The organism is Sphingomonas sp. JUb134 (assembly GCF_004341505.2).
In the GTDB taxonomy this organism is placed as follows: domain Bacteria; phylum Pseudomonadota; class Alphaproteobacteria; order Sphingomonadales; family Sphingomonadaceae; genus Sphingomonas.
Genome location: NZ_SLYP02000001.1, coordinates 3,375,681 through 3,401,588 on the forward strand (window position 1 = coordinate 3,375,681; position 25,908 = coordinate 3,401,588).

The 25,908-nt window shown below is 66.2% G+C and carries 29 protein-coding genes, 1 tRNA gene and 1 pseudogene; 21 read left to right on the forward strand and 10 right to left on the reverse strand.

All coding sequences use genetic code 11. The features are described 5' to 3' along the window. Positions 1-431: 431 nt before the first annotated feature. The 3 genes from uvrA to EDF69_RS19965 all read left to right on the forward strand — a co-directional run bounded on the left by uvrA (position 432) and on the right by EDF69_RS19965 (position 4,731). Positions 432-3,353, forward strand: a complete 2,922-nt coding sequence (gene uvrA / locus EDF69_RS15885; protein WP_132883497.1) for an excinuclease ABC subunit UvrA — start codon at positions 432-434, stop codon at positions 3,351-3,353. 260 nt (positions 3,354-3,613) lie between these two features. Then, complete coding sequence (locus EDF69_RS15890) at positions 3,614-4,261, forward strand: hypothetical protein (protein ID WP_165890023.1); 648 nt, start codon at positions 3,614-3,616, stop codon at positions 4,259-4,261. An 83-nt stretch (positions 4,262-4,344) separates the two neighbouring features. Next, on the forward strand, positions 4,345-4,731 hold the full coding sequence (locus EDF69_RS19965; RefSeq protein WP_204991404.1) for a Panacea domain-containing protein: 387 nt from the start codon (positions 4,345-4,347) through the stop codon (positions 4,729-4,731). Positions 4,732-5,111: 380 nt separating this feature from the next. On the opposite strand, the gene EDF69_RS15900 is transcribed toward EDF69_RS19965, so the two are convergent. Next, entirely contained in the window at positions 5,112-5,411 is a 300-nt protein-coding gene (locus EDF69_RS15900; protein ID WP_132883494.1) for a BrnA antitoxin family protein, read from the reverse strand. Continuing rightward, on the reverse strand, positions 5,371-5,643 hold the full coding sequence (locus EDF69_RS15905) for a BrnT family toxin (protein WP_132883493.1): 273 nt from the start codon (positions 5,641-5,643) through the stop codon (positions 5,371-5,373). The genes EDF69_RS15900 and EDF69_RS15905 overlap by 41 nt, the downstream gene beginning before the upstream one ends. 298 nt (positions 5,644-5,941) lie before the next feature. Here EDF69_RS15905 and EDF69_RS15910 point away from each other — a divergent pair, with 298 nt between their 5' ends. The 8 genes from EDF69_RS15910 (at position 5,942) to aat (ending at position 10,764) form a co-directional block, all read left to right on the forward strand. Then, on the forward strand, positions 5,942-6,094 hold the full coding sequence (locus EDF69_RS15910) for a hypothetical protein (protein ID WP_164521262.1): 153 nt from the start codon (positions 5,942-5,944) through the stop codon (positions 6,092-6,094). 293 nt (positions 6,095-6,387) lie between these two features. Next, the gene (locus EDF69_RS15915) at positions 6,388-6,600 is read left to right on the forward strand and encodes a hypothetical protein (protein WP_132883492.1); all 213 of its coding nucleotides are present in this window, start codon (positions 6,388-6,390) and stop codon (positions 6,598-6,600) included. Beyond that, positions 6,597-7,928, forward strand: a complete 1,332-nt coding sequence (locus EDF69_RS15920; protein ID WP_132883491.1) for a hypothetical protein — start codon at positions 6,597-6,599, stop codon at positions 7,926-7,928. The genes EDF69_RS15915 and EDF69_RS15920 overlap by 4 nt, the downstream gene beginning before the upstream one ends. Further along, positions 7,925-8,395 (forward strand): DUF3597 domain-containing protein, encoded by a 471-nt coding sequence (locus tag EDF69_RS15925; protein ID WP_132883490.1) that lies wholly within the window; start codon positions 7,925-7,927, stop codon positions 8,393-8,395. Before EDF69_RS15920 ends, EDF69_RS15925 begins: the two co-directional genes overlap by 4 nt. Before the next feature lie 52 nt (positions 8,396-8,447). Beyond that, entirely contained in the window at positions 8,448-8,873 is a 426-nt protein-coding gene (locus tag EDF69_RS15930; protein ID WP_132883489.1) for a hypothetical protein, read from the forward strand. Between the two features lie 140 nt (positions 8,874-9,013). Beyond that, positions 9,014-9,376, forward strand: a complete 363-nt coding sequence (locus EDF69_RS15935; protein ID WP_239555527.1) for a hypothetical protein — start codon at positions 9,014-9,016, stop codon at positions 9,374-9,376. 180 nt (positions 9,377-9,556) lie between these two features. Next, positions 9,557-9,940 (forward strand): hypothetical protein, encoded by a 384-nt coding sequence (locus EDF69_RS15940; RefSeq protein ID WP_132883488.1) that lies wholly within the window; start codon positions 9,557-9,559, stop codon positions 9,938-9,940. An 89-nt stretch (positions 9,941-10,029) separates the two neighbouring features. After that, entirely contained in the window at positions 10,030-10,764 is a 735-nt protein-coding gene (gene aat / locus EDF69_RS15945) for a leucyl/phenylalanyl-tRNA--protein transferase (protein WP_132883487.1), read from the forward strand. Positions 10,765-10,799: 35 nt separating this feature from the next. On the opposite strand, the pseudogene EDF69_RS19705 reads toward aat, so the two are convergent. From EDF69_RS19705 to EDF69_RS15970, 5 genes and pseudogenes are all read right to left on the reverse strand, one after another. Beyond that, a pseudogene (locus EDF69_RS19705) lies at positions 10,800-11,033 on the reverse strand (DUF2155 domain-containing protein); the annotation flags it as partial. A gap of 206 nt (positions 11,034-11,239) precedes the next feature. Further along, on the reverse strand, positions 11,240-11,632 hold the full coding sequence (locus tag EDF69_RS15955) for an NADH:ubiquinone oxidoreductase subunit NDUFA12 (protein ID WP_132883486.1): 393 nt from the start codon (positions 11,630-11,632) through the stop codon (positions 11,240-11,242). An 83-nt stretch (positions 11,633-11,715) separates the two neighbouring features. Further along, positions 11,716-12,174, reverse strand: a complete 459-nt coding sequence (locus EDF69_RS15960; RefSeq protein ID WP_132883519.1) for a DUF192 domain-containing protein — start codon at positions 12,172-12,174, stop codon at positions 11,716-11,718. A gap of 38 nt (positions 12,175-12,212) precedes the next feature. Further along, on the reverse strand, positions 12,213-12,803 hold the full coding sequence (locus tag EDF69_RS15965; protein ID WP_125960781.1) for a cold-shock protein: 591 nt from the start codon (positions 12,801-12,803) through the stop codon (positions 12,213-12,215). Between the two features lie 29 nt (positions 12,804-12,832). Continuing rightward, complete coding sequence (locus EDF69_RS15970; protein WP_132883485.1) at positions 12,833-13,414, reverse strand: regulatory protein RecX; 582 nt, start codon at positions 13,412-13,414, stop codon at positions 12,833-12,835. 118 nt (positions 13,415-13,532) lie between these two features. Here EDF69_RS15970 and EDF69_RS15975 point away from each other — a divergent pair, with 118 nt between their 5' ends. The 5 genes from EDF69_RS15975 to nusG all read left to right on the forward strand — a co-directional run bounded on the left by EDF69_RS15975 (position 13,533) and on the right by nusG (position 17,192). Continuing rightward, positions 13,533-15,278 carry a fatty acyl-AMP ligase gene (locus tag EDF69_RS15975; RefSeq protein WP_132883484.1) on the forward strand — a complete coding sequence of 582 codons (1,746 nt, stop codon included), beginning with the start codon at positions 13,533-13,535 and terminating at the stop codon, positions 15,276-15,278. Between the two features lie 107 nt (positions 15,279-15,385). Next, positions 15,386-15,461, forward strand: a tRNA-Trp gene (locus EDF69_RS15980). Between the two features lie 197 nt (positions 15,462-15,658). Next, positions 15,659-16,267 (forward strand): YqaA family protein, encoded by a 609-nt coding sequence (locus EDF69_RS15985; protein ID WP_239434792.1) that lies wholly within the window; start codon positions 15,659-15,661, stop codon positions 16,265-16,267. A gap of 180 nt (positions 16,268-16,447) precedes the next feature. After that, on the forward strand, positions 16,448-16,645 hold the full coding sequence (gene secE, locus EDF69_RS15990; protein ID WP_125960778.1) for a preprotein translocase subunit SecE: 198 nt from the start codon (positions 16,448-16,450) through the stop codon (positions 16,643-16,645). 10 nt (positions 16,646-16,655) lie between these two features. Continuing rightward, positions 16,656-17,192 (forward strand): transcription termination/antitermination protein NusG, encoded by a 537-nt coding sequence (gene nusG / locus EDF69_RS15995; RefSeq protein WP_125960777.1) that lies wholly within the window; start codon positions 16,656-16,658, stop codon positions 17,190-17,192. Positions 17,193-17,306: 114 nt separating this feature from the next. On the opposite strand, the gene EDF69_RS16000 is transcribed toward nusG, so the two are convergent. Genes EDF69_RS16000 through EDF69_RS16010 form a run of 3 tightly spaced genes read right to left on the reverse strand, consistent with a single transcriptional unit; the run spans position 17,307 to position 20,078 of the window. Beyond that, complete coding sequence (locus tag EDF69_RS16000; RefSeq protein WP_132883483.1) at positions 17,307-18,020, reverse strand: NTP transferase domain-containing protein; 714 nt, start codon at positions 18,018-18,020, stop codon at positions 17,307-17,309. A 1-nt stretch (position 18,021) separates the two neighbouring features. After that, on the reverse strand, positions 18,022-19,113 hold the full coding sequence (locus tag EDF69_RS16005) for an inositol-3-phosphate synthase (protein WP_125960775.1): 1,092 nt from the start codon (positions 19,111-19,113) through the stop codon (positions 18,022-18,024). Continuing rightward, on the reverse strand, positions 19,113-20,078 hold the full coding sequence (locus EDF69_RS16010; protein WP_339538681.1) for a CDP-alcohol phosphatidyltransferase family protein: 966 nt from the start codon (positions 20,076-20,078) through the stop codon (positions 19,113-19,115). The genes EDF69_RS16005 and EDF69_RS16010 overlap by 1 nt, the downstream gene beginning before the upstream one ends. 148 nt (positions 20,079-20,226) lie before the next feature. On the opposite strand from EDF69_RS16010, the gene EDF69_RS16015 reads away from it, so the two are divergent. The 5 genes from EDF69_RS16015 to EDF69_RS16035 all read left to right on the forward strand — a co-directional run bounded on the left by EDF69_RS16015 (position 20,227) and on the right by EDF69_RS16035 (position 25,906). Then, a complete protein-coding gene (locus EDF69_RS16015) occupies positions 20,227-20,562 on the forward strand; it encodes a DUF6481 family protein (protein WP_132883482.1) in 336 nt (111 codons plus the stop codon). Beyond that, entirely contained in the window at positions 20,559-21,236 is a 678-nt protein-coding gene (locus EDF69_RS16020; RefSeq protein ID WP_132883481.1) for a spermidine synthase, read from the forward strand. The genes EDF69_RS16015 and EDF69_RS16020 overlap by 4 nt, the downstream gene beginning before the upstream one ends. Positions 21,237-21,406: 170 nt before the next feature. Beyond that, the gene (gene rplK, locus EDF69_RS16025) at positions 21,407-21,838 is read left to right on the forward strand and encodes a 50S ribosomal protein L11 (protein ID WP_125960771.1); all 432 of its coding nucleotides are present in this window, start codon (positions 21,407-21,409) and stop codon (positions 21,836-21,838) included. Positions 21,839-21,842: 4 nt separating this feature from the next. Then, on the forward strand, positions 21,843-22,535 hold the full coding sequence (gene rplA / locus EDF69_RS16030; protein WP_125960770.1) for a 50S ribosomal protein L1: 693 nt from the start codon (positions 21,843-21,845) through the stop codon (positions 22,533-22,535). Positions 22,536-22,780: 245 nt separating this feature from the next. Then, on the forward strand, positions 22,781-25,906 hold the full coding sequence (locus EDF69_RS16035) for a TonB-dependent receptor domain-containing protein (RefSeq protein ID WP_132883480.1): 3,126 nt from the start codon (positions 22,781-22,783) through the stop codon (positions 25,904-25,906). Positions 25,907-25,908: the final 2 nt, after the last annotated feature.

A 25,908-nucleotide genomic window follows, 5' to 3' on the forward strand; every position in this document is an offset into this window, starting at 1 on the left:
AGGCGGCGTTAGATCGAGACGGTAGCTCCGCGAACCGAGTATGCCAGTCGCCGCAAAGCCCCGAAGCTCCGCTCTCGGTTTTTCATCTGTCACATCCCCACCCCAAAGTTCCCTTGAAGACTACTTGTAGATGGCAGGGCAAGGCGAGCTTATGCAAGTATCATCGCAAAAAGGGCTTACCGTGAGAGGGCGAACGCAAGGAGTACAAACCTCCTTGCACTCCGCAGCGGCCGCGAAAAACAAAGGAGGTGAACCGAAGGCGAGCCGTCCTGTGACTAATCCGTTGGTTACAATGCGTCGCAGGCTTCACCATCCTGAGACAGGAAAGAACCGTATGGCACCGCCGCCCCCCCCCACCCTCGCAACCGCCGCCCCCGCTTCCTATCTCCCGCATCTGGCATCCCGCACAGAACGGAAGTAGAACGCCCTCCATGAGTCTGACCCACATCTCCGTCCGCGGCGCGCGGGAACACAACCTCAAGGGCGTCGACATCGACATCCCGCGCGATACGCTGACGGTGATCACCGGCCTGTCGGGATCGGGCAAGTCCTCCCTCGCCTTCGACACCATCTATGCAGAGGGGCAGCGCCGCTACGTGGAGTCGCTCTCCGCCTATGCGCGCCAGTTCCTGGAGATGATGCAGAAGCCCGATGTCGAGCATATCGAGGGGCTCTCCCCCGCGATCTCGATCGAGCAGAAGACGACCAGCCGCAATCCCCGCTCCACGGTCGCCACCGTGACGGAGATCTACGATTACATGCGCCTGCTGTGGGCGCGGATCGGCATCCCCTATTCGCCCGCGACCGGCCTGCCGATCGCGGCGCAGACCGTCAGCCAGATGGTCGATCGCGTGCTGGCGCTGCCCGAGGGCACCCGCCTGCTGCTGCTCGCCCCCGTCGTGCGCGGCCGCAAGGGCGAGTATCGCAAGGAACTCGCCGAGTGGCAGAAGGCCGGCTTCCAGCGCGTCCGCATCGACGGCGAGGTCCATCTGATCGAGGACGCGCCCGCGCTCGACAAGAAGTACAAGCACGACATCGAGGTGGTGGTCGACCGGCTCGTGACCGGCGGCGACATCGCCACGCGCCTGGCGGACAGCTTCGAGACCGCGCTGAAGCTCGCCGACGGCCTCGCCTATGTCGACCTGGTCGACGCGGTGGTGCCGGGGCGCGAGGATGAGGCGCAGGCAGGCGGCAACATGAAGAAGGCCGGCATCCCGGCCAACCGCATCGTCTTTTCCGAACGCTTCGCCTGCCCCGTCTCCGGCTTCACCATTGCCGAGATCGAGCCGCGGCTGTTCTCGTTCAACGCGCCCCAGGGCGCCTGCCCGGCCTGCGACGGCCTGGGCGAAAAGCTCGAGTTCGACGCCGACCTCGTCGTCCCCAACCACGATCTCACGATCAAGAAGGGCGCGATCGTCCCCTGGGCCAAGTCCAACCCGCCCTCGCCCTATTACATGCAGGTGCTGGGCAGCCTCGCGCGCGAGTTCGGCTTCAGCCTCGACACCGCGTGGAAGGACCTGCCGGGCGAGGTGCAACTCGTCATCCTCCACGGCACCGCCGGCAAGCCCGTCACCCTCACCTTCGTCGACGGCAAGAAGTCGTACGACGTGAAGAAGCCGTTCGAGGGCGTGATCGGCAACCTCAACCGCCGCATGCTCCAGACCGAGAGCGCCTGGATGCGCGAGGAGCTTTCGAAGTACCAGGCCAGCCACCCCTGCGAGACCTGCGGCGGCGCGCGCCTCAAGCCAGAGGCGCTGGCGGTGAAGGTCGCGGGCGAGGACATCGCCCACGCCACCCATCTCTCGGTGGTGGACGCGCTCGCCTGGTTCCAGGCGCTCCCCGCCAAGCTCAACGACCAGCACCGCGCCATCTCTGCCGCGATCCTGAAGGAGATCGACGAGCGCCTCGGCTTCCTCAACAACGTCGGGCTCGACTATCTCAACCTCGACCGCACCTCCGGCACGCTGTCGGGCGGCGAGAGCCAGCGCATCCGCCTCGCCAGCCAGATCGGCAGCGGCCTCTCCGGCGTCCTCTACGTCCTCGACGAGCCCAGCATCGGGCTCCACCAGCGCGACAACGACATGCTGCTCGCGACGCTCCGGCGCCTGCGCGACCTCGGCAACACCGTGCTGGTGGTCGAGCATGACGAGGATGCGATCCGCACCGCCGACTATGTGATCGACATGGGGCCGGGCGCCGGCGTCCACGGCGGCGAGGTCGTCGCCCAGGGCACGCTGTCCGAAGTGCTCGCGACCAAGGGCTCCGTCACCGCCGACTATCTCAACGGCACCCGCGAAGTCCCGCTGCCGGACAAGCGCCGCAAGGGCACCGGCAAGAAGCTCACCGTCCACAACGCCACCGCCAACAACCTGACGGGCGTCACCGCCTCGATCCCGCTCGGCACCTTCACCTGCATCACCGGCGTCTCGGGCTCGGGCAAGTCGAGCTTCACCATCGACACGCTCTTCGCCGCCGCCGCCCGCCAGCTCAACGGCGCGCGCGTGCTGGCGGGCAAGCACGACAAGATCACCGGCCTCCAGCACCTCGACAAGGTCATCGACATCGACCAGTCGCCGATCGGCCGCACCCCGCGCTCGAACCCGGCCACCTACACCGGCGCCTTCACCCAGATCCGCGACTGGTTCGCCGGCCTCCCCGAAGCGCAGGCGCGCGGCTACAAGCCCGGCCGCTTCTCCTTCAACGTCAAGGGCGGCCGGTGCGAGGCGTGCCAGGGCGACGGCGTGCTCAAGATCGAGATGCACTTCCTCCCCGACGTCTATGTCGAGTGCGACGTCTGCCACGGCGCCCGCTACAACCGCGAGACGCTGGAGGTGAAGTTCAAGGGCAAGTCCATCGCCGACGTGCTCGACATGACGGTCGAGGACGCGCACGAGTTCTTCAAGGCGGTGCCCCCGATCCGCGACAAGATGGCGATGCTCGCCGAAGTCGGCCTCGGCTACGTCAAGGTCGGCCAGCAGGCGACGACGCTGTCGGGCGGCGAGGCGCAGCGCGTCAAGCTCGCCAAGGAGCTCGCCCGCCGTGCCACCGGCAACACCCTCTACATCCTCGACGAGCCCACCACCGGCCTTCATTTCGAGGACGTGCGCAAGCTCCTGGAAGTGCTCCACGCGCTGGTCGAGCAGGGCAACACCGTGGTCGTGATCGAGCACAACCTGGACGTCATCAAGACCGCCGACTGGATCCTGGACCTGGGTCCGGAGGGCGGCGTCAAGGGCGGCGAGATCGTCGCCGAAGGCACGCCCGAGCAGGTGGCCAAGGAACCGCGCAGCTACACGGGCAAGTATCTCGCGCCGTTGCTGAAGCGGCGGAAGGTGGCGCAGGCGGCGGAGTGAAGGACTGCGGCCAACAGTCTTCATGCCGAACACGAAGTAGAGTGAAGACTAGACAGCGATCAGGAGGACTGTAAGTTGCCTCGGTGACCCCACCTCAACCTACGAGAACTCTTACCAAACGGGCGCGCTTCGCCGACTGGCTAAGTCGGTTTGGGCTGCCGCCGCTTACGCTTGCTACGGCCATCTCGGGGGCGTTCCTGACCTACGATTGGGCAGAAGCGGCCAAGAGCCACCCCGGCTCGTCGACCTTTCTAATGGTAATGAGCGATTGGATTGGCCCGACGTTCTTTTCTGTTGCCATTCTAAGCTTTCTAGTCACTCTTATTCAGTCTGTCCTGCGGCCATCAATAAAGAGCTTGCAAAGCAAAGTTGATCTTGTGGGCGAGAGCTTACGCACATTGTGCGACGGACTAATGACCGATCTGGCGTCTAAGCTTGCGATATCTCACAAAGACGATTCTAGAGCATCCCTATACGTCCATGATGGTAACAGTCATTTTGTGTTGATTGGTAGATACTCACCAAATCCGGTACTCAGAAAGCCCGGCAGACCCTTCTACCCGGATGATCAGGGCTGCATAGCCAAAGGGTGGCAGCAAGGCTGGTCATTTGAGAACACGCTTGGGAACGGTGCAAACTACACGAGGAACACTGAAGCACGTTATGGCATTCCGACAGCCGACATCGTCAGGTTTGCTATGAAGTCAAAGCTTCTCGGGGCTCACCGAGTAGATTCCAACGGCGAGCCGATTGCAGTGGTTCTCGTCGAGTCGATGAGACAGGATAGATTCGATGAACAGGCGCTAGAGGCTGCGCTTTCACAGTTTTCGACTGATTATGCCCCAATGCTGAAGGCATTTAGAGCATATGCTCCCACGCCCTCAATTGCGAAAGCGAGCGGCTTATGACGTCAAGGTTAGAGGATGTCATCGCATACATAGCGAAGCACTACCCATATAAGGAAGAGCTTTCGAACGCACGCGTCACCAAGATGGTGTATTTGGCGGACTGGCTAAGTTTAATCAATGGGAAGCCATCCGTCTCTTCCATAGATTGGTACTTCGACAACTACGGTCCGTTCGTTTGGGACATCAAACGGTGCGTCGAAAACAGCGACACCTTGAACCTTCGTCGCACCAGCACCGTTTTCGGGAACAAGAAAGAAGTAGTTGAGCTAAATAACGACAACTACACTCCAGTCGTCGATAACGATACGAAGTGGGCTATAGACCACATTATATCTGAGACAAAAAAGCTCAATTGGGCAGATTTCATACGCCTGGTATACTCAACCTATCCGGTAGCCAGCTCTCAGAAGTATACCGTTTTAGATCTTCCCACTTTAGCTCAGGAGTATGTTGCTAGTCCGCAAAAGTAACTCTCCCGCCACCAGCAACAGCGATACGCACGAGGTCGGCCGTGGGTCGATGCGTCATTCCTCGCAGTCGGATCTGACCACCTCCACTATTTGCACAAGCCGCAATCCTCATGAGATCGGCAGCGTCTCGGAAGGTTGCATTCATATCCAGCCCTCCCCCGGCGGCGGCTATCCGCATCAGATCTGATGTAGACCTATGTTCCATCCCGTCTACCTCCGCTTCTTTCAACTTGAAGGCCAGCACACTCGTGTGGCGACTAGTCCGTTGAGGAACGAATCGAGCTAAGCATCCAGCCTATATAAAGTAGCGATCTACAGGCGAGGTAGCCAACGTGTGTACTCAACGTGTTAATGACGCGGCTTGAAGGTTGTAGCTTCGTCTACAACCCCACAGCCTTCCGTAACGCCTCGTTCATCCGCCCCTGCCACCCCGGCCCCTCGGCCCGAAACTTCTCGATGACGTCCGGGTCCAGCCGCAGCGTCACCTGCTGCTTGGCCCGGTCACGCGACGGCGGGCGGCCGCGCACCACGCCGTTCGGCCCGAGATAGCCCGTCGCCGGCCGGATCACCTTGTCGCCGATGCGAAACTCGGCGACCTCCATCATCTCGTCGGTCAGTTCTGGGGCGTCGTCCGCCGGATCAAGCCAGCCAGCCCCGGTATTTGGTGACTTCGCGGTCATTGGCCTTCCTCATCGATATGATGCGACGCCCAGTCGGAGTCGCGGTCCAGATCACCGCCACCAGCCGCTCGTTCAGCAGCCCATAGGTGGCGAAACGCCGTTCCGGATAGGCGAAGCGATCATCCTCGAACTCGATCACAGGCCCATCGAACACCCGCGCCGCATCCAGAAAGTCCAACCCGCGCTCGCGCAGCGTCGCCTCGCGCTTTGCGGGATCGAAATGGATCTCCACTGCCGCCCCTTTATGTAGCTACAAAAAGCCTCGGGTTCAACGCGGCCGGGCACTCAGCCCGCCTCCCATCCGCAGGCTGCGCCCGTCCGCCCTTACCGGCAAGCGGTTTCGCAGCCACTCTTGAACCAACCTACCCTACACCCCACATCCAACCTCAGGCGCTGACCCGTTCCGCATCCGGAACTTTCGCGCCGCTTCCGCCTTATTCCCCCATGCCCCGCCGCACGCCGGCGGGACGCGAGAATGGCGGCTGCCGTCCATCCGGACGGCGTCTCTTTGGAACAACAACAGGAACATCATGAACTTCATTCAATCGATTCAGCAGACCCAGATTACCTCGCCGTCGAACCAGGCGTTCGCGGCCTTCGTGCCGCTCCATCGCCGCCTCTTCCCGGTCGACCAGTGCCCGCGCGACATCGCGCGCCGCGCGGTCCGCGAAGTGCTCGGCTGAGCATCTGAACTGCATGCGCCGCGGCAAAGCCGCGGCGTCGGTCGGCGCCCGCAGCGCCGCCGTCCGGCCCTCGCCCTGGCAAGCCTCGCGCGCAGCTTCGCTGCGCTCTCGGGGGCGGGGCTCTGAACTGCATGCGCCGCGGCAAAGCCGCGGCGTCGGTCGGCGCCCGTAGCGCCGCCGTCCGGGCGTGCTGTCGACGCTCGTCATAGCTTCGCTACGCCTCGCACAGCACGCTGTCCTACAACCCCCGACTTGCGATAGATGGCCGGTCCGCCTGTTGAAGGAGGACGCCCATGCACCGCCCCCAGCCGTCGCCCGCCCCGCTCCCCATGCTGTCGCGCACCGTCCGCGACGCCATCGACCTCGACGATCCCGCTACCCGCGCCTGGTCGGACCACCTCGACGCCGGCCGCATCGGCACCCGCGTGCCCCCGCAGCCCGGCGCCCGCGAAGCCGCCGAGCGCACCGCCGCCCTGTTCCGCCGGCTTGGCCAGGCCGCGCGATGAGCGCCGCCGACGCGCCCGAGGCGATCCTCGACACCCCCGAAGCCACCTCGCGCTTCCGCCACGACGGCTGGACGCCCGAACGCCAGCGCCGCTTCCTCGAATGCGTGGCCGAAGGGCACACGGTCGAGAACGCCTGCCGCATCGTCGACCTGTCCGTCGCCTCCGCCTATGCGCTGCGCCGTCGCGCGGCCGGCGCCGGCTTCGCGCTCGGCTGGCACGCCGCCAACCTGCTCGCCCGCGAACGCGTCGCCGACACGCTCCTCGCCCGCGCCCTCTATGGCCAGACCGAGACCGGCACCCGCCCCGATGGCGGCACCTGGACGCGCCACCGCTACGACAACGGCCTCGCCACGCGCCTGCTCGCCCGGCTCGATGCCCAGGCCGACGCGCCCGCCTCCGGCCCCGCCCATCACGCCGCGCGCATCGTCGCGCAGGAGTTCGACGGCTTCTTCGATCTGCTCGGCCGCGACGCCGGCCCCGCGCGCGCCGCGCTGTTCCTCGCCAACCGCGCCGAACAGGCGGCGGACGTTGAGCCGGTCGTCGCCCTCGCCCGCGCCGATCGCTTCCTCCAGGCCGGCGCCGGCCTCGCGAGCGAGATCGACGTCTCCGACTGCGATCCCGCCCACCGCGCCGAATGGACCGCGGACCAGTGGCGCCGCGCCGAGGCCGCCGGCCTGCTGCGCGTCGCCATCCCCGAGCCCGAAGTTGCGCCACCCCCGCCCGAGCCTCAACTTCCTCAACTTCCGCCCGAGCCGGAGCCGGCAGCGCCCGCCCAGGCCGCGGACCCGGTCTGGTGGTGCGACATCCACGAGCAATGGCGCACCCGCTTCCCGCCGCCGCCGGGCTTCGATGGCGACTGCTTCGGCCGCTACGGAGACGCGGACTATGAACGCGAACTCGACATGGAGGAGGTGGAGCAGCTGCGCATCCATGAGCAGGAGAAGTTCGCGCCGGATCACGCCGCACGCGACGCCTGGTTCGGCGCGCTCCTCGACGGCAGCGGCCCGCCCCGCTCGCCGCGTGCCGCCGCGCCCGAAGCGCCGCTTCCCGACCCAGCCGCCTGCGATCCGGTCCCGCGCGCGCCCTGGAACCCCGCCGCCTGGCCGATGACCATCCCGATCCTCAGCGACGACGATTACCTCAGCGAGGAGGACAGGGCCGCGATCGCGGAATTGGACGCCATGGCCGTGCTAGATGCCCAGACGGCGCGCGATGCCGCCGCGGCGCCCGCTCCGGACGACATGCCACCTCCGCACGACGGGCGGGATGAACCAGCCCGGCCCCCGCTCGTTAATCCAGGTGAACCTCATCACGGGACGAGAGCATGAGCATCTTCGGCAAGATCAAGACGGCCATCTTCGGCAAGGACGGCGGCCCCTTCGGCGACAACTACTTCGGCCAGAAGGATCGCGCAGAGGCGGCGGCGGCCAAGAACGGCACCGTCACCCAGACCAAGACCGTCCCCGTCCACATCCCCGATCCGGTGCCCGGCGCCGCCACCCCGCCGCAGACCACCGCTGCCGAGCCGACCAGCGGCCAGCCGGTCGATGTCGAGGCGGTGCTGAAGGCGCGCGAGGCCGCACACCCCGGCCTCAACTGGCGTACCTCGATCGTCGATCTGATGAAGCTGCTCGATCTCGACGCCAGCCTCGATAACCGCAAGGAGCTCGCCACCGAGCTCGGCTACACCGGCGCCAAGGACGGCTCGGCCGAAATGAACATCTGGCTGCACAAGGCGGTGATGCGCGAGCTCGCGGCGAACGGCGGCACCGTGCCCGCCGACCTGCGCGACTGACCCGGCCGGCTCCCCTTCGCCGGGGAGCCGCCCCTGACGAAGGAGACCGACCATGGATGCCAGGAAACTCAGCCTCGGGCTCGGCGTGTTCAGCCTTGCGCTGGGCGCAGCCGAGCTGCTCGGCGCCCGGCGCATCGCCCGCACCCTCGATGCCGACGGCCACGAAGGGCTGGTCCGCGCGTTCGGCGCGCGCGAAGTCGCCGCCGGCGTCGGCCTGCTCCAGGCGCCCGCCCATTCGGCCCGCATGTGGAACCGGGTCGTCGGCGACGCGATGGACCTGACCGCGCTCGGCCTCGCCGCGGCCAAGAGCCCGCGCAACCGCGCGATCTGGGGCGCCGTCGCCTTTGTGGTGGGCGCAACCGCGATCGACACCATCACCGCGCTCGGGCTGGAGGCGAACGGCAGCAAGACGCTCCCCGCCCGCCTCGGTCGCGGCGGCACGGGCGGCGCTGACGACACCAGCACCGCCGGCGCCTGACGCCGGGCTCCCGCGCCCCGGGCCTCCTGCTAGAGCGGGAGCCGGGGCGCCGGGCGACCGACCCGCCCCCGGCTCCAACCGGAACCCCGCTCCCGCCCCGGCGGTTGGAGCGCGCAGAACCGAACTCAGGAAGGATCTTCATGGCCCAGGCCCCCGCTACTCGTCGCCGCACCGCGGCCGCTCCCGCCCGCTCCCGGCTGATGACGGCCGGCATCGGCCTGCTGGGCGTGGCGCTCGGGCTTGGCGGCTGGCTGCTCGCGCGTCAGCAGCGCGATGCCCGCGCCGGCGATGTCGGCACCGGCGAGCACGTCCCGGTCGATCTCGCCCTCGACAAGCCGCACCCCGGCCCCAAGGATCGCGCGCCGGAGGCGTTCCGCCCCGATCCGACCGCGCCGGTCCCCGCCGGCGAGCGCGATGCGCTGCGGCCCGCTACGGGTCCGGCGCCCTCGCTCGTCCAGGATCGGGGCAGCATGCGCAGCCAGACCGGCAGCAGCAACGCCTGACGCCTAGGGCTTGCCGCACTGCGGCGCCGCCTCCGCTCGGAGGCGGTACCGCTCCCACACAGGGCCGGTCGTTACGGTTCCGGCGGGTCGTTTCGGGTAATGCTGCGACACAGCAGCCGCGTGTTTTGTTATCTCCTTACGCTTGACGGGGCGTATCCCATGGGCGAAGCAACCCGCGCTATGAAACGCTCCCTGCTCCCCACTGCCGCTGCGGCCCTCGCGCTTTCTCTTCTCGCGGGCTGCGAACAGAAGACCGAGACCGTCGACGCCCGTGCGCCGGACCCGATGGCCTCCCAGCTCGCCAACGCCGCTCCGGTCGAACTGCCGCCGGCGGTGAAGGCGACCAGCACCTTCCGCTGCAAGGACAACACGCTCGTCTACGTCGACTTCTTCGCGGGCGACAAGCTGGCCAACCTGCGCACCGAAAAGGGCGGCACCGCCGTCTCGCTCAAGGCCGAAAAGGCCGGCGATCCGCTCAAGGCCGATGGCTACAGCCTGACCGGCGACGCCAAGTCGATCACCCTCACCCAGCCGGGCAAGCCGGCGCAGAGCTGCAAGGCCTGATCCAACTTTCTTCGAGTCGGTTCCGAAGGGTCGGTGGCATGTGCCGCCGGCCCTTTTCCTTTGGGTCTCCAACCGGCTAGTCTTGCCCCATGGCCCCGTCCGTGCCCCTCGATCCCCAGACGGTGCTGCGCGCCTATGCCATGGGGGTCTTCCCCATGGCCGACCATCGCGATGCCGACTCGGTCTTCTGGGTCGAGCCGCGGCGCCGCGGCATCCTGCCGCTCGACGGCTTCCACTGCTCCCGCTCGCTTCGAAAAACGCTCGCCGCCGATCGCTTCCGCGTCACCGTCGACCAGGCGTTTGGGGATATCCTGCAGCTCTGCGCCGAAACCGCCCCGGACCGCCCAGAAACCTGGATCAGCGGCCCGATCGAAGACGTGTTCCTGCGCCTTCACGCGCTGGGCTTCGCCCATTCGGTCGAATGCTGGGCCGGCGATCGCCTCGTCGGCGGCCTGTACGGCCTGGCGCTCGGCCGCGCCTTCTTCGGCGAAAGCATGGTCAGCCGCGCCACCGACGCATCCAAGGTCGCGCTCGCCTGGCTCGTCGCCCGGCTCCGGGTCGGCGGCTTCACGCTTCTGGACTGCCAGTTTCAAACCGACCACCTCGCCACCCTGGGCGTCGTGGAGGTCGACCGAGCCGATTACTCGGTGCTGTTGGCCGCCGCGCTTGGCTCAGGAGCAGCCGGTCCCGATGGTGCCGCGCCCGCCGAGTCGCCGCCCGACTTCTTCGCGCTCGACCGGCTGCCACCTGGGCTCGGCACGGACACCGTGTCCGGCCCGGTTTCAGGGAAGCGCATCGTGCAGCTCTTGGGCCATACGTCGTAGATCGGGTGCTGTACCACGTTCAGCGCCGGCCGCTCCTTGAACAACCAGCCCGAGAAGGGGCGCCGCCAGCGCCCGTCCGCGCCGCGGACGTCGAGCTGCACGAACGCGCCGGTATATTGCTCCTGCTCCCACGGCGCCGTGCGCTCGCAGGCGCGCAGACGGACCACGGCATCGCCGATCCGCCGCGCCTCGCCCGGCTTCATGGTCAGCTCGCGGGTTTCCCCGTTCCGCTTGTTCAGGAAGCCGATGATCGCGACCCGCTCCGCCATCGGCGTCGCGCCAGGCACCGCGACCGCGTCGCCGCTCGCCACGCTCACGACATCCGCTGCGGGCGCCGCACCGTCAGCCGCGTCGAAAGCAACCGCCTCCGGATCGGGAGCACCGTCCCCCCGCTCAGCGCTTGGGCGCAGGTAAAGCCAGGCTCCGACCGCGACCAGCACCGCCAGTACCAGCCCGATCAGGGCCAGGCGGCGATTCACGCGTCGGGGCTCCACGCCTCGTAATCACCCGTTGCGCGAATGCGCTGGCCGCCCTGATCCAACGCGCCCGGCGGCCGCCACGCAAGCGGCGTGCCGGTGTGGTTGCCCTCCGGCGGCTTTTCCCAGGTACGGACCGGCGGAAGCGCCTCGCTCGGCAGGCCGTCGATCTGGTGGTGCAGCCAGCTGAACCACTCGGGCGGCACGAGGCTCGCGTCGTTGTTGCCCGCATAGATCACCCAGCGGCGCGGTTGGCCGTTCGTGTCGGAGCCGCCCTCGTAATAGACGTTGCCGAACGAATCGGTGCCCACCTTCTTCCTGCCGCGCAGTGCAAGCGTGGTGCCGATGGTGGCGCCTTCCCACCAGGTGAAGATCGATTTGAGCATGCCCATGCGCTGCCGCTTACCCCTGCCCGCGCCCGCCAGCAACCAGCTTCGAACGTCCCACGGGGCGAAAGCGGGCGATCCGGCCATCTTTACTTGGCCGCGACGTCCTTCCAGCGCACCTTGTCCCCCTCGGCGATGCCGAGTTCGGCGGCACGACCGCCGCGGATTTCCAGCACTGCGCTGACCGGCTCACGCGACGATACCGGCGCTTCGGAAAACGGAATGGTGTTCTCGGCAAGCGTCGCCACCGTCCCGTCCGCACGGATGAACAGAATGTCGAGCGGCGAAGGCGTGTTCTTCATCCAGAAGCTTGCCGCGCGCGGCGCCCCGCCGCCGGCCGGATAGGGCGCGAACAACATGCCACCGTCCTGCGGGATATTGGTGCGGTACATCAGGCCGTCGGCCTGCTCCTTTTCGGTGCGGGCGACTTCCACGTCGAACCGGTGCGCGCCGCCAGCACTTTCGATGGTGACCTCGGTCCGGGGCAACACGCTCGCCGCGTTGCTCGCCTCATTGCCGTTGCTCGTGCACGCACCGCACAGCGCCATCGCCGCTGCGACCAGCGCCGCCCGCACACCCTTGCTGATCACGCTTCCGCCCTCTCGACAACCACGGCGAGCAACCCGCGCTCGCCTTCCACCACCCGTGCGCGCATCGGCTGGTCGGGCTCGAGTTCCTCGATACCACCGCGCCGCAGGGTTTCCATATGGACGAACACGTCGGCGCCGTCGCTTGCACGCAACAGGAAGCCATAGCCCTTGAGCCGGTTGAACCATTTGACGGCGACGGGCTCGAACGCTCCGGCCGAAGCGATCAGGTCGACGCGCTCGCTTCGACCGCTGGCGCGCGGCCGCTGTTCTTCCACTGCTTGGGACAGGTCGATCGAGAGCACTTCGCGTGCCTGCATGCCGCGCTGTCGCCACGTGGCCAGACATTCGACCCGTGCGCCTTCCGGCAAGGTCCGCCTGCCGTGCGGCTGAAGCACGGAGAAGTGCACCAGCACGTCCCCATGTTCCGGATCGTCCGCGACGATGAAGCCGAAGCCCCGTGTCACGTCGAACCATTTGACGACGCCGGACACGGCAACGGCCGCATCGGCAACGCCGGCTCCCCTCTCTTGATCTTCGCGCGTCTCGCCTTCGCGGTCGAGCGGTGCGCGCTGCGGTTCCGCACGCATCTATATTGTTCCCCCGGCTCGAAGGCCTATCACAGCTCCCAGCCGGATGGCGACGTTTTGTTTCGGTTTTCCTCGTCCAGAAGAAATCCCGTGTCCTCTCCCGGCGTGAGGCGCACGATCCGCCATGCGATCGCCGGCGCGTGCCCGGCCCGAACCATCGCGGCCACCTGCTTCCGCACGAGGTCCGGCGCCGCAGGCGACGGCGAAAACGGCCCTATTTTCCGACGTTTGGCGAAGCTCAGTGCGCTCTCCGCCGCCTCATCGGCGCTGGCCCCCGCGACTTCCTCGATGTCGTCGGCCTCGACACCCGCGTGCCGCAGAGCCTCCTCGACCCGACGCGCGCCCAGCCCCCGCCGCCCCATTGCGGCAGCCTTGTTCTCCGCAAAAACGCGGTCGTCGACATAGCGTAGCTCGGCCATGCGTTCCGCCAGCGAATCGACCGCCGGCGCTTCTGCACCTTCCCAGCCGCGCTCGCGCAGCTTACGGGCAAGATACTGGCGCAGCCGTGCGCGGGTGGTCGCGTACCGCTCGACATAGCGCAACGCCAACCGCTCGAGCGCCGCTGCGTCGAGCGGCTTAGGCGAGGCGGTGGGGCGGCGGGCGTAGGACATACGCCATGTTTGTGCCACACTGGGCAGTGATTTTGAACGGGATTGCCGTGACGCCAGGCCGTCGCGCGTTCGCGCGCTGGATGGCGGGCCGTCGCCGCAGGGAGGACGCTTTTTGACGATGAACACCGATATGGAAGCAACGGCACCGGGTGGCACACCCACGACCGATACGCTGCCGCGCCGTTTTGCCGACTTCGATACGCTGGGTGAGGCGCTGGATTACGCAGCCTCCGGCGTCCGGGGGCTGAACTTCCATGATGCGCGCGGTACGCTGATCCGTGCCTACCCCTATTCCGAGCTGCGCCAAGACGCGCTGGCCCAGGCACGCCGCCTGATCGCCGCCGGCGTTTGCCCAGAGGACCGCATCGCCCTTGTGGCCGAGACCGGCGCCGAGTTTGCGAGCCTGTTCTTCGGCGTGGTCTATGCAGGCGCCTGGCCGGTTCCGCTGCCGCTGCCCACCTCCTTCGGTGGCCGCGAGGCCTACGTCGAGCAGTTGCGCGTCCAGCTTTCGAGCTGCGACCCCAAGATGCTGATCTTCCCGCCCGAGCTCGCGCAGATGGCCGGTGAAGCGGCGCGCATCGCCGGCGTCGAAGGGATCGACTGGTCCGAGTTCGCGACCCGCGAGGCGCCCGAAGCCGAGCTGCCGACCGCCAAGGGCGACGACATCGCCTATCTGCAATATTCGAGCGGCTCGACGCGCTTCCCGCATGGCGTCGCCATCACGCACCATGCGCTGCTCAACAACCTGGCCGCGCACAGCCACGGCATGAAGCTGGTCGGCACCGACCGCTGTGTCTCCTGGCTGCCCTGGTACCACGACATGGGCCTTGTCGGCTGCTTCCTGTCGCCGGTCGCGAACCAGGTGTCGACCGACTATCTCAAGACCGAGGATTTCGCGCGGCGCCCGCTCGCCTGGCTCGACCTCATCAGCCGCAACACCGGCACCACCCTCTCCTACTCGCCGACCTTCGGCTACGACATCTGCGCGCGCCGCATGTCGTCGCAGACCAAGGCGTCGGACCGCTTCGATCTGTCGCGCTGGCGCGTGGCAGGCAATGGTGCCGACATGATCCGCCCGGACGTGATGCAGAGCTTCGTCGATGCGTTCGGCGACGCAGGCTTCCAGGCCTCCGCCTTCCTGCCCAGCTACGGCCTTGCGGAGGCGACGCTGGCGGTCTCGATCATGCCGCCGGGCGAAGGCATCCAGGTCGAGCTGGTCGAGGAGACCGAGCTCTCGGGCGGGGACCGCCACGGTGATCGCCCGCAGCGATTCCGCGCGATCGTCAACTGCGGCAAGCCGGTGCGCGACATGACTGTCGAGATCCGCGAGGAGGACGGCACCCCGCTGCCCGAGCGCGCGATCGGCAAGGTCTGGTGCAAGGGCCCGTCGGTCATGGTCGGCTACTTCCGGGACGAGGCCGCGACCGAGGCGTGCATGGCCGATGGTTGGCTCGACACCGGCGACATGGGCTACATGTCGGACGGCTATGTCTACATCGTGGGCCGGGCCAAGGACATGATCATCGTCAACGGCCGCAACCACTGGCCGCAGGACATCGAATGGGCGGTCGAGCAGCTGCCCGGCTTCAAGGCCGGCGACATCGCCGCTTTTGCGATCACCACTCCCGGAGGCGAGGAGACGCCCGCGGTGCTGGTGCAGTGTCGCGCGTCGGACGATGCCGAGCGCCAGCGCCTGCGGGAAGAGATCCGCGAGCGCGTCCGCGCCGTCACCGGCATGAACTGCGTGATCGAACTGGTGCCGCCGCGCACGCTGCCGCGCACCAGCTCGGGCAAGCTCAGCCGCGCAAAGGCCCGTAACCTGTACCTGAACGGCGAGATCAAGCCCTACGACATCGCCGCCTGAGTTCCCGGCTGCCCCTCGCGGGAGCCGGCGCCCGGTGCATCCCGCTCGTTTTTGCATGCCGAGGGCCCTTGCCCCCGGCGGAAACGGCGGATACAGGGCGGGGCAATAGGAGTGTAGCTCAGTTGGTAGAGCATCGGTCTCCAAAACCGAGGGCCGTGGGTTCGAGTCCCTCCACTCCTGCCAGCACCTGCCGTCGCCTCGCCTGAGGCGGCGGCAAGGTCTCCCTTCAGCAGCATGATGCGACCACGCTCGCCCGACCACCGCTGCTTTGCCGCCTCAGGCGGGCGCACTATCCCTCGACCGCTTGCCTGCCCTTTGCGGGCCGCCTAGGAAACCCGCGCCTGGCGCGACCGCGACGGGTTTCCGGCACGCCTTCCGGCATGTCGCCTGCCTTTTTCCAGGACCTGTCGATGTTTCGCGCGCTCTACGACTGGACGCTTCGCCTCGCCAACCATCGCCACGCCGTTCGCAGCCTGGCGGTGGTGTCGTTTTGCGAAAGCTCCTTCTTCCCCATCCCGCCCGACGTGGTGCTCGTTCCGGTGGTGCTGCAGCATCGCGAGCGCGCCTATCGGATCGCCGCGATCTGCACGATCGCGTCCGTGCTCGGCGGTGCGTTTGGCTATGCGATCGGCTATTTCCTGTGGGACAGCCTGGGCCAGTGGCTGATCCACCTCTACGGGCTTGAGGACAAGGCACACGAGTTCCAGGCCTGGTACGCGCAGTGGGGCGCGGCGATCATCCTGATCAAGGGCCTCACCCCGATCCCGTTCAAGCTGGTGACGATCGCCAGCGGCCTGGCCAAGTTCAACTTCGCTGCCTTCATGGCCGCGGCGCTGGTCACCCGCGCCTTCCGCTTCTTCCTGATCGCCTTCCTGCTCAAGCGCTACGGCGCTCCCGTGCAGGCGTTCATCGAACGTCGTCTGAACCTGATCGGCATCGCCGTGCTGGTGGCACTGGTCGGCGGTTTCCTCGCGGTGGGGCTCCTCTGACAGCAGGGAAGAGGCCCCTGCGGGCCCTTCCCATCCATCGCTTGCACCGTGCAGGCTTCGTCGCTAGATACCAGACCCAATCCGACAGCGTGGATGGCCTGCGCCGGTTCCTTCGGAAAGGAACCGGGCAGCGGACCCTTGCCCCGCGGTTGGTGACGCACAAGACTTTCAGGTGAAACAGTGGCGAAGACATCTCCGGCAGAGTTCATCCGCCAGGTCCAGACCGAGACCAAGAAGGTCACGTGGCCGACGCGCCGCGAAACGGTCATGACGGCGGTCATGGTGGTCATCATGGCAACGCTGCTGGGCGTCTTCTTCTTCGCGGTGGACTCGGCGTTCGACGCGATCGTGAAGATGCTGCTGAGCCTGGCCGCCTAAAGGATACTGCATGTCGCGCTGGTACATCATCCACGCCTATTCGGGTTTCGAGAACAAGGTTCGCGACCAGATCCTGGCCGACGCCACCCGCCTCGGGCTCGACCGGCTGGTCGAATCGGTCGAGGTGCCGGTGGAGACCGTGACGGAGGTTCGTCGCGGCAAGAAGGTGCAGTCGGAGCGCAAGTTCTTTCCGGGCTATGTCCTCGCCAAGCTCGACATGAACGACGACGTCTATCACCTGGTGAAGAACACGCCCAAGGTGACGGGCTTCCTGGGTTCGTCGGGCAAGCCGCAGCCGATCAGCGAGGCCGAGGCCGCGCGCATCCTGAACACCAAGCAGGAAGCCGCCGCTGCTCCCAAGCAGAAGATCAAGGTCGATTTCGAGATCGGCGATTCGGTGAAGGTGCTCGACGGCCCATTCGCCAGCTTCAACGGGCTGGTCGAGGAACTCGACTTCGACAAGTCGAAGGTCAAGGTGTCGGTGTCGATCTTCGGTCGCGCCACGCCTGTGGAACTGGACTTCGAGCAGGTCGAGCGCAGCAAGTAAGCTTCGCACGATCGCACTACGCGGTCGCGTCCTCACCGTACGAACAAGAAAGGCCGGAGCTTCATGCTCCGGCCTTTCTTTTGCGTCACCAGCCTGCGCTCAACGGACCTGCGCCTACGCGACGCTGGTGGCCGCGAGCCACGCCTCCGCCTTGTCGAGCGCCCACTGGTCGTCGACGTCGATCCAGTCGAGATCGCTGCAATCGGTCACCCGTGCCTCGCCGTCGCGGGCAAGGGCGCGCATCCCTTCCGTCAGCGAGGGCGCCGCGAGCGTCCGTAGCGAGGCGAACAGCCCCGCCCCCACCGCAAACACGCCCGTGTCGAAGCAGTCGTAGGGATGCAGCCCCTTGCCGATCGCGACGATGTGCTCGCCCGCCGTGTGCACGCGCGTCACGTCGTCCAGGTCGATCCAGTCGCTGTCGAGCCGCCGGTCGATCCCCAAGCGAGCGCCGGTGGTCGCCTCGCCCGTCTCCGCCATCCGTCGATAGAGCGCCGGGTCGACAAGATGATCGCACATGGCGAGCAAGGCCGGCGCGCCGGCAACATGCCGCTCTGCCGCCAACACGGACACGCCATTCGGCTGACGATAATCCTCGACCCGCACCGTCTCGACGGCGAGCGGCCAAGCCCGCCCGCCGAGATGAGATTCGATCTGCTCGGCACCATAGCCGAGCACGACCACGACGCGCGCCATGCCTGCCTCCGCCAGCCCCGCAATCGCGTGATCCACCAGGGGGCGGCCCCCGACGGTACACAAGGGCTTGAACGGCGCTGCGGAACGCAGCCGGCTTCCTTCACCGGCTGCCAGCAGGATGGCGGTATCGATCACCTCAATGGGCCGCGACGAACGCTTCCACCGCCTGCTGGGCGAGGTCGTCGGTCATCTGCGTGCGCGGATGCTTGCAGAAATAGGCGGAGGCGCCGTCGATCGGACCGGCGAGGCCGCGGTCCTTCGCCAGCTTGGCGCAGCGGATCATGTCGATCGCGACGCCGGCGCTGTTCGGGCTGTCCTCGACCGAAAGACGCAGTTCGAGGTTCATCGGCACGCCGCCGAACATCGAGCCTTCCATGCGCAGGAAGCAGATCTTGTTGTCGTTCTGCCACGGCACATAGTCGGACGGGCCGATGTGGACGTTGTCCTCCTCGAGCCGCTCGGCTGCGACCGACTGCACTGCCTCGGTCTTGGAGATCTTCTTGGACTCCAGGCGGCGATGATTCGACATGTTGAGGAAGTCGGTGTTGCCGCCGGTGTTGAGCTGGTAGGTCCGCTCCAGCTTCACGCCGCGCTTGGCGAACAGGTCGGTGAGCACGCGGTGCACGATGGTCGCGCCGAGCTGCGCCTTGATGTCGTCGCCGACGATCGGCACTCCCGCATCCTCGAACCGCTTCGCCCATTCCGGGTTGCTGGCGATGAAGACCGGGATGTTGTTCACGAATGCGACGCCCGCTTCGATCGCGCATTCCGCGTAGAATTCGGTCGCAGCCTGCGACCCCACCGGCAGATAGTTCATCAGCACGTCGGTGTTGGTCGCGCGGAGCGCTGCGACGACCTCTTCCTTCGTCGGCTCCTTCGCGTCGGCGAGGAGGAAGGTGCGGTCGTCCTTGTACTCGGACATGTGCTCGGCGACGCCGTCCAGCACCTTGCCCATCTGAACGATCGCGCCGGTCGGCTCGACTTCGGCACAGAAGATGGCGGTGCAGTTCGGCTTGGCGAAGATCGCTTCCGCCACATCCTTGCCGACCTTGCGCTGGTCGACGTCCCAGGCGGCCACGACCTTGATGTCGCTCGGCCGGTAGCCGCCAAGGTCCCAATGCATCAGGCCCGTCCGCTCGTTGGCGCCGTCGCGATAGTGGGAAAGTCCCTGAACGAGGGAGCTGGCGCAGTTACCGACGCCGACGACTGCGATGTTGATGCTCGGCATTACTTCTTCACGTCCTTCGACTGGATGATTGGAATAGAGGAAAAGGCGCGCTCCACCGGAGACGCGCTGCGGGCTAGTCGGGCCTCGACGCTGCGATGCCAGATCAACCCGATAATCAGAACAAGGGTGAGCGGTCCGATCTCGAACCACCAGAACAGCCGCGGATCGCCCGCCAGACACGCGACGAAGATCGCTCCGATCCGCGTGTTGGCAGTCAGCAACCGCATCAACCGCATCGGCTTGGCCGCCTGCTGGCCATAGACAGCCGCAAGCCGCGCGGCGTCGCTCCTGTTGCGGAGGGCGTCGTCAAACGGACGGGCGAACCGATCGACCGTCCCGGCAATGCGGTCGTAGAACCGGACAAGCGGGTTGCGACTGGGTTGCGGGGGCGCCGAGGCCAATCCTTTGCACCGGCGGTGGAAGCGCGCGCGCTCGCCTTCGTAGAGGTTGGATTGCAGCGCGTGCGCGACACCTGCTGCAATGGCCAACAACCAGCCTTCGAGCGTGCCGATCGACGAGGCGAGAACCAGGTAGATCAGAATGAAGACGCCATGATCGCACAGGCCGTCGAGTGCCCGGCCCAGCGGGCTAGCCGTGCCGGTGGCCCTCGCGATCATGCCGTCGAGTCCGTCCGCGATCAGCCAAGTGACCGACAGCACCGATCCCGCCACGACGAACGGCCAATGTTCCCAGCGGCCGAAGGCAAGAGCGGCCAAGACGCCGAGCGTCAGCCCCCCGACCGACACGGCGTTCGCCGAGATTCCCCGTGCGATGAACCAGGGCAGCAGCATCCGCCCCGCCGGGTGTATGACCCACAGGTTGGTAGGATCCTCGATCCGGCGATCGCGTGACTGGTCCGGTGGAGGGGGGGTCATCGAAATGTCACGTACAGGTGCATCGGCCTTTCCAGCAAGCAGTTTGCGACGAGGCATCAAGCACTCAAGCCTTGAAGTGGGCGCGGCCACGCAGCTGGGCATGAATACTGGAGGGTTTTGCAGGCCGCTTTCGACATCGCTGCCGGATCCGCACCATTCGCATGCGAGACTCTGCGGGAGATTGGTCTAAAGGGCTCCCTCTCCGGTCGCGACGGTCGCGACCCAAGACGGACTAGACATGGCAGGGTACAAGACTCCCAATTTCTCCGAACGTGCAGCCGCATCGCGTGCCGCCAAGCAGACGGCGCTCGAAAAGCTCCGCAACAAGCCCGCCGCGGATCCGGCGACCATCGCGGCGCGCGAGGCGACCCAGGCAGCCCGCAAGGCTGCCGCGGCCGAGCGTCGTGCCGAGCGCCTGAAGGCCGCCGAGGCCGAGAGGGCAGCCAAGCTGGCCGAGGCGGAGGCAGCCCGTGCCGCCCAGGCACCTGCTGCGCCCAAGCCCCAGAAGACGGCGGAAGAGCTGAAAGCCGCTCGCGACGCCCGCTACGCTGCGCGCAAAGCCCGCAAACGGTGACTCCGCGCGAGCTGATCGGAGTCGCCGAGGTCCCGGGAGGGCCGCCGCTGCGGCTAGTCCGCCGCGGCAGCGACTTCATGATCCTGCTCGAACGCAATGAGTTGATGAGCAGCCGCATGCGCGGATCCGAGGTGGCGCTGGGCACGATGACCTGCGATCGACTCGGGACGCGCCCGGCACCGCGGCTGCTGATCGGCGGCTATGGCATGGGCTTCACGCTGCGTGCAGTGCTCGGCCTGGTGGGTCCCGAGGCCCAAGTGACCGTTGCCGAACTGGTGCCCGGCATCATCGAATGGGCGCGCGGCCCGATGGCGGAACTCGCCCAGGGATGTCTGGACGATCCGCGCGTCACCATCCGGATAGGCGACGTAGGCTCGGCAATCGGCGAGGCTGCAGCAGGCCCCGAGCGCTATGACGCGATCCTGCTGGACGTCGACAATGGTCCGGACGGTCTTACCCGGCAAGAGAATGACGGCCTGTACACGGCGCGCGGGCTGGCGCGGGCGCGGGCAGCGCTACGACCGGGCGGCATCCTCGCCGTGTGGTCGGCCGCGCCCGATCCGGCATTCGCACGGCGACTTGCCCAGGCGGGCTTTGCCGTCGACGAGGTCCGCGTCCGCGCCCGGGAGAATGGCAAGGGACCGATGCACGTCATCTGGTTCGCACGGGTCTGAGGCTCCGGCACGGCCAATTGCCTTTCGCCCCGGCTTCGGCTATGCGCGCGCCTTCCAACGTCATGCGTGGAAAACTTGCGGGAGGCGTCTGTCCATCGGACGGCCGATCGAACCGCTAAACTTGAAACGGGCGAGGTCGCCAGACCCTGCCCCGCTACAGAGTGAGAAACATGGCAAAGAAGATCACCGGCTATATCAAGCTGCAGGTTGCAGCTGGTGCCGCCAACCCGTCGCCGCCGATCGGCCCGGCGCTGGGTCAGCGCGGCGTGAACATCATGGAATTCTGCAAGGCGTTCAACGCGCAGACCGGCGACGTAGAGAAGGGTACCCCCCTCCCCACCGTCATCACCGTCTATGCCGACCGCTCCTTCTCGTTCGAGACTAAAACGCCGCCGGCGACCTACCTTCTCAAGAAGGCAGCGAACCTGAAGTCGGGCTCCAAGGAGCCGGGCAAGGTGACCGCGGGTTCGATCAAGCGTTCGCAGGTGGCCGACATCGCCACCGCGAAGATGAAGGACCTGAACGCCAACGACATCGAGGCAGCGACCAAGATCATCGAAGGCTCCGCCCGCGCGATGGGCCTCGAAGTGGTGGAGGGCTGAGATCATGGCCAAGCTGACCAAGAAGCAGAAGACCTGGACGATCGACAGCGAGAAGCTGCACGGCGTTGACGAAGCGATCGCGCTGGTGAAGTCCAACGCGACCTCCAAGTTCGACGAGACCGTCGAAGTCGCGCTGAACCTGGGCGTCGATCCGCGCCACGCCGACCAGATGGTCCGCGGCGTCGTGACCCTGCCCAAGGGCACCGGCAAGACGGTGCGCGTGGGCGTGTTCGCCCGCGGCGCCAAGGCTGACGAAGCCACGGCAGCCGGTGCGGACGTCGTCGGCGCCGAGGACCTGATGGAAGCGATCCAGGGCGGCAAGATCGACTTCGATCGCTGCATCGCCACCCCGGACATGATGGGCCTGGTCGGCCGCCTCGGTAAGGTGCTGGGTCCCAAGGGCCTGATGCCGAACCCGAAGCTCGGCACCGTGACCATGAACGTCGCAGCCGCCGTGGAAGCCGCCAAGGGCGGTCAGGTCGAGTATCGCGTCGAGAAGGCCGGCATCATCCATTCCGGCATCGGCAAGGCGAGCTTCTCGGCCGAGGACCTGCGCGAGAACTTCGACGCGCTGGTCGATGCGGTCGTCAAGGCTAAGCCGTCGGGCGCCAAGGGCAAGTACCTCAAGAAGGTCGCGCTCTCGTCGTCGATGGGCCCGGGCGTGCGGGTGGACGTGGCGGAAGTCGCCACCGCCTGATCCCTTCGGGACTCGAGACAAACGGAAAGGGGCCGGGAGCGATCCCAGCCCTTTTTGTTTGTGCGGCCGGGAGGATCTGCGGGACGGCACTATTTACCTTTGTTTACATAGTGTTGCCCGTAGACAACACCCTGCATGTTTTTGCAGCAATGCTGCGCAGCATGTTGTTCTTCGTGCGGGAGGGGTGTCTCACGTCTAGCTGGCGCAGCCGAGTAACGGGCAGCCGTGTAGACAGAGGGTTTCACATGACACGCGTATTTGTACGGAAGGCAGTCCTCGGGCTGACGGCCTCCACCATCGCATTGGCTCTCGCTGGCAGCGCTGCTGCGCAGACCACCACCCCGGCCGACGCGGAGTCGGCCTCCACCGACCAGAACCAGATCGGCGCTCCCCAGACCGAGGTTCCGGCTCCCGCGCTCGAGGATACGGGCGGCGAAGTCATCGTTACCGGCTCGCGCATTTCCCGCCCGACGCTCAACTCGCCGATTCCGGTAACCAGCGTGACTGCGGCGGACCTGACTCGCACGGGCGCAGTCGTCGTCGGCGACGTTCTGAACGACCTGCCGTCGCTGCGCTCGACCTACAGTCAGGCGAACTCGACTCAGTACATCGGCACTTCGGGCGTCAACTTCCTCGACCTTCGGGGCCTCGGCGTCACCCGCACGCTGGTGCTGGTCAACGGCCGCCGTCACATTACCGGATCGGAAGGCGACTTCCTAGTCGACACCAACACCATTCCAACCGACCTGCTCGACCGGGTGGACGTAGTCACGGGTGGCAGCTCGGCCGTGTACGGTTCCGACGCGATGGCCGGCGTGGTCAACTTCGTGCTCAAGCGGAACTTCGACGGCATCACGCTAAACGCACAGGGCGGCCTCAGTGATGAGGGGGACCGCGGCACCTATCGCGTATCGGGCACGTTCGGAAAGAACTTCGCCGAGGGTCGCGGCAACATCGCGCTTGCACTTGAGTATAACCGTCAGAACCTGCTGACCTACAGCGACCGTCCGGATCTCACCGGCGCCTTCACGGGCCGCCGCCAGTTCCAGCTGGTCGACAGCCCGGCTGCCGACAACGACACCCCCAACCGCACCTATCTGAACCGTGTTCGCAGCTTCGGCTATGACAACGGCGGCAACTTCATTGCGTACAGCGGCGCGGGCATCGGGACGTGCGGCAACGGCGTGACCATGGCGTGCCTGCCGAACGGCTATCCGCGCGTGTTCGGCTTCAACACCGACGGTTCGCTGCGCGAGTACAACTACGGCCAGGACTTCCGTCCTGCCGGCTCGAACAACAACAATGGCGGCGACGGCGCGATCCTCAACGACCGCGGCACACTCAACCCGTCGTTGAAGCGCTATGTCGCGAACCTGCTTGGTCACTACGACGTGTCGGAGGGATTTAAGCCGTTCTTCGAAGCCAAGTTCGTCCGAGTGGAGAGCTTCAACCAGGGCACGCCGACCTTCGCCCAGGGTGGCGAGCAGGGCCTGGTTGCAGATACCGATGATGACGGGAACGATATTCTCCGCCCCGCAAATTCGGGCTTCGCGCGCCAGTCGATCGGCATCCCGATCTCGCTCGACAACCCGTATCTGCAGCCCGGCGCAGCGGCGACGATCCGCTCGATGCTGCCGGCAGGTGCGACCTTCTTCCGTCTGAACCGGAACAACAACGACTTCGGCACGCGCGACGAATATGACCGCCGCGACACCTATCGCATCGTCGTCGGCGCCGAAGGTACGTTCAACGAGGACTGGAAGTACGATTTCTCGGTCAACTATGGCGAGTTCCGTAGTCGTTCGACCTTCTATAACAACCGCATCAATCAGAACTTCTACAACGCGGTCGACGCGGTGCGGAACGGTGCGGGCGAGATCGTCTGCCGGATCAACCAGGCGTCGGTCACCGACCCGAACTGCGTGCCGCTCAACGTCCTTGGCGAAGGTGCGCCGAGCCAGGCGGCGCTGAACTACATCAACACCAACTCGACTCGCACGGGCAAGGCCACCGAATTCGACATCAATGCGAACGTCGTCGGCGACAGCTCGCAGCTGTTCGAACTGCCGGGTGGTCCAGTTCGCTTCGCCTTGGGCGCAGAATATCGGCGCGAAACCGCGTCCTATGCCTATGACGAGCTCGTGAGCAGCGGCGCGACTTTCCTGAACGCCATCCCGCCGTTCAACCCGCCGTCCTTCGAAGTGAAGGAAGCCTATGGCGAGATTGAACTGCCGGTTCTACGCGACATGGCATTTGCAGAGGAACTGACCGCAACCGGCGCCGTGCGCGTCGCCGACTACAAGGGCTCGACGGGGACCGTCTGGGCCTACAACGTGGGCGGCATCTACGCACCAGTCCGCGACATCAAATTCCGCGTGAACTATTCGAAGGCGGTACGCGCACCGACCCTGTCGGACCTCTACTCCTCGCCCACGCAGAACTTCGCGCAGCTCAACGATCCGTGCGATGTGAACTTCATCAACACGGGTCGACCAAACCGCGTCGCCAACTGCGCCGCAGCGGGCGTTCCGACGGGCTTCGTCAACAATGCGGCACGCGCGGGCAGCACGGAGATCCTGTCTGGCGGCAATCCGAACCTGGAAGCCGAGCGCTCGCGCAGCTGGACCTATGGCGTCATCGTTCAGCCGTCGTTCCTGCCGGGACTCGCGATCACCGCTGACTACTACGACATCAAGATCAGCAACGTGATCGCTTCGGTCGACGCGCAGACCATCCTCGACGCGTGCTATGACGCGGCTTCGCTGGAGAACCAGTTCTGCGGTCTGATCAATCCGCGCCAGGCGAATGGCGAGTTCGCACCAACCGCGCTGCTGCAGAGCACGGTGAACTTCGCGGCGCTCCAGGCACGCGGTATCGACATGGATATCGCCTACAACCACAGCTTCGACGCGGACAACCGCCTCGCGCTGCGGGCAGTCGGCACCTGGGTGCGCACGCGGGACGACTATCCGTACCTCGACAATCCGGAGCAGCGCGAGCGGATCAAGGGCGAGCTTGGTGATCCGATCTGGAACATCAACTTGTCGGCGGATTACACCCACAAGAACGTCACGCTGGGCTATCAGCTGCGCTACATCGGCCGTCAGTCGATCACCGACTGGGAGGCCCAGCACGACACCTATGGCGTGCCCGCGCTTGATCCAAACTATGCGGACGTCGTCTACTATCCGCGTGTGTTCTACCATGCGATTCGTGCGTCGGCGGAGGTGAACGACCAGTTCCGTCTCTATGGCGGCATCGACAACCTCACCGACAAGCGGCCGCCCTATGGCCTGCTGGGCAACGGCGAGGACGCGATCTACGACAACGTCGGTCGCTTCATGTACGTGGGCGTCTCGGTGAAGATGTAAGC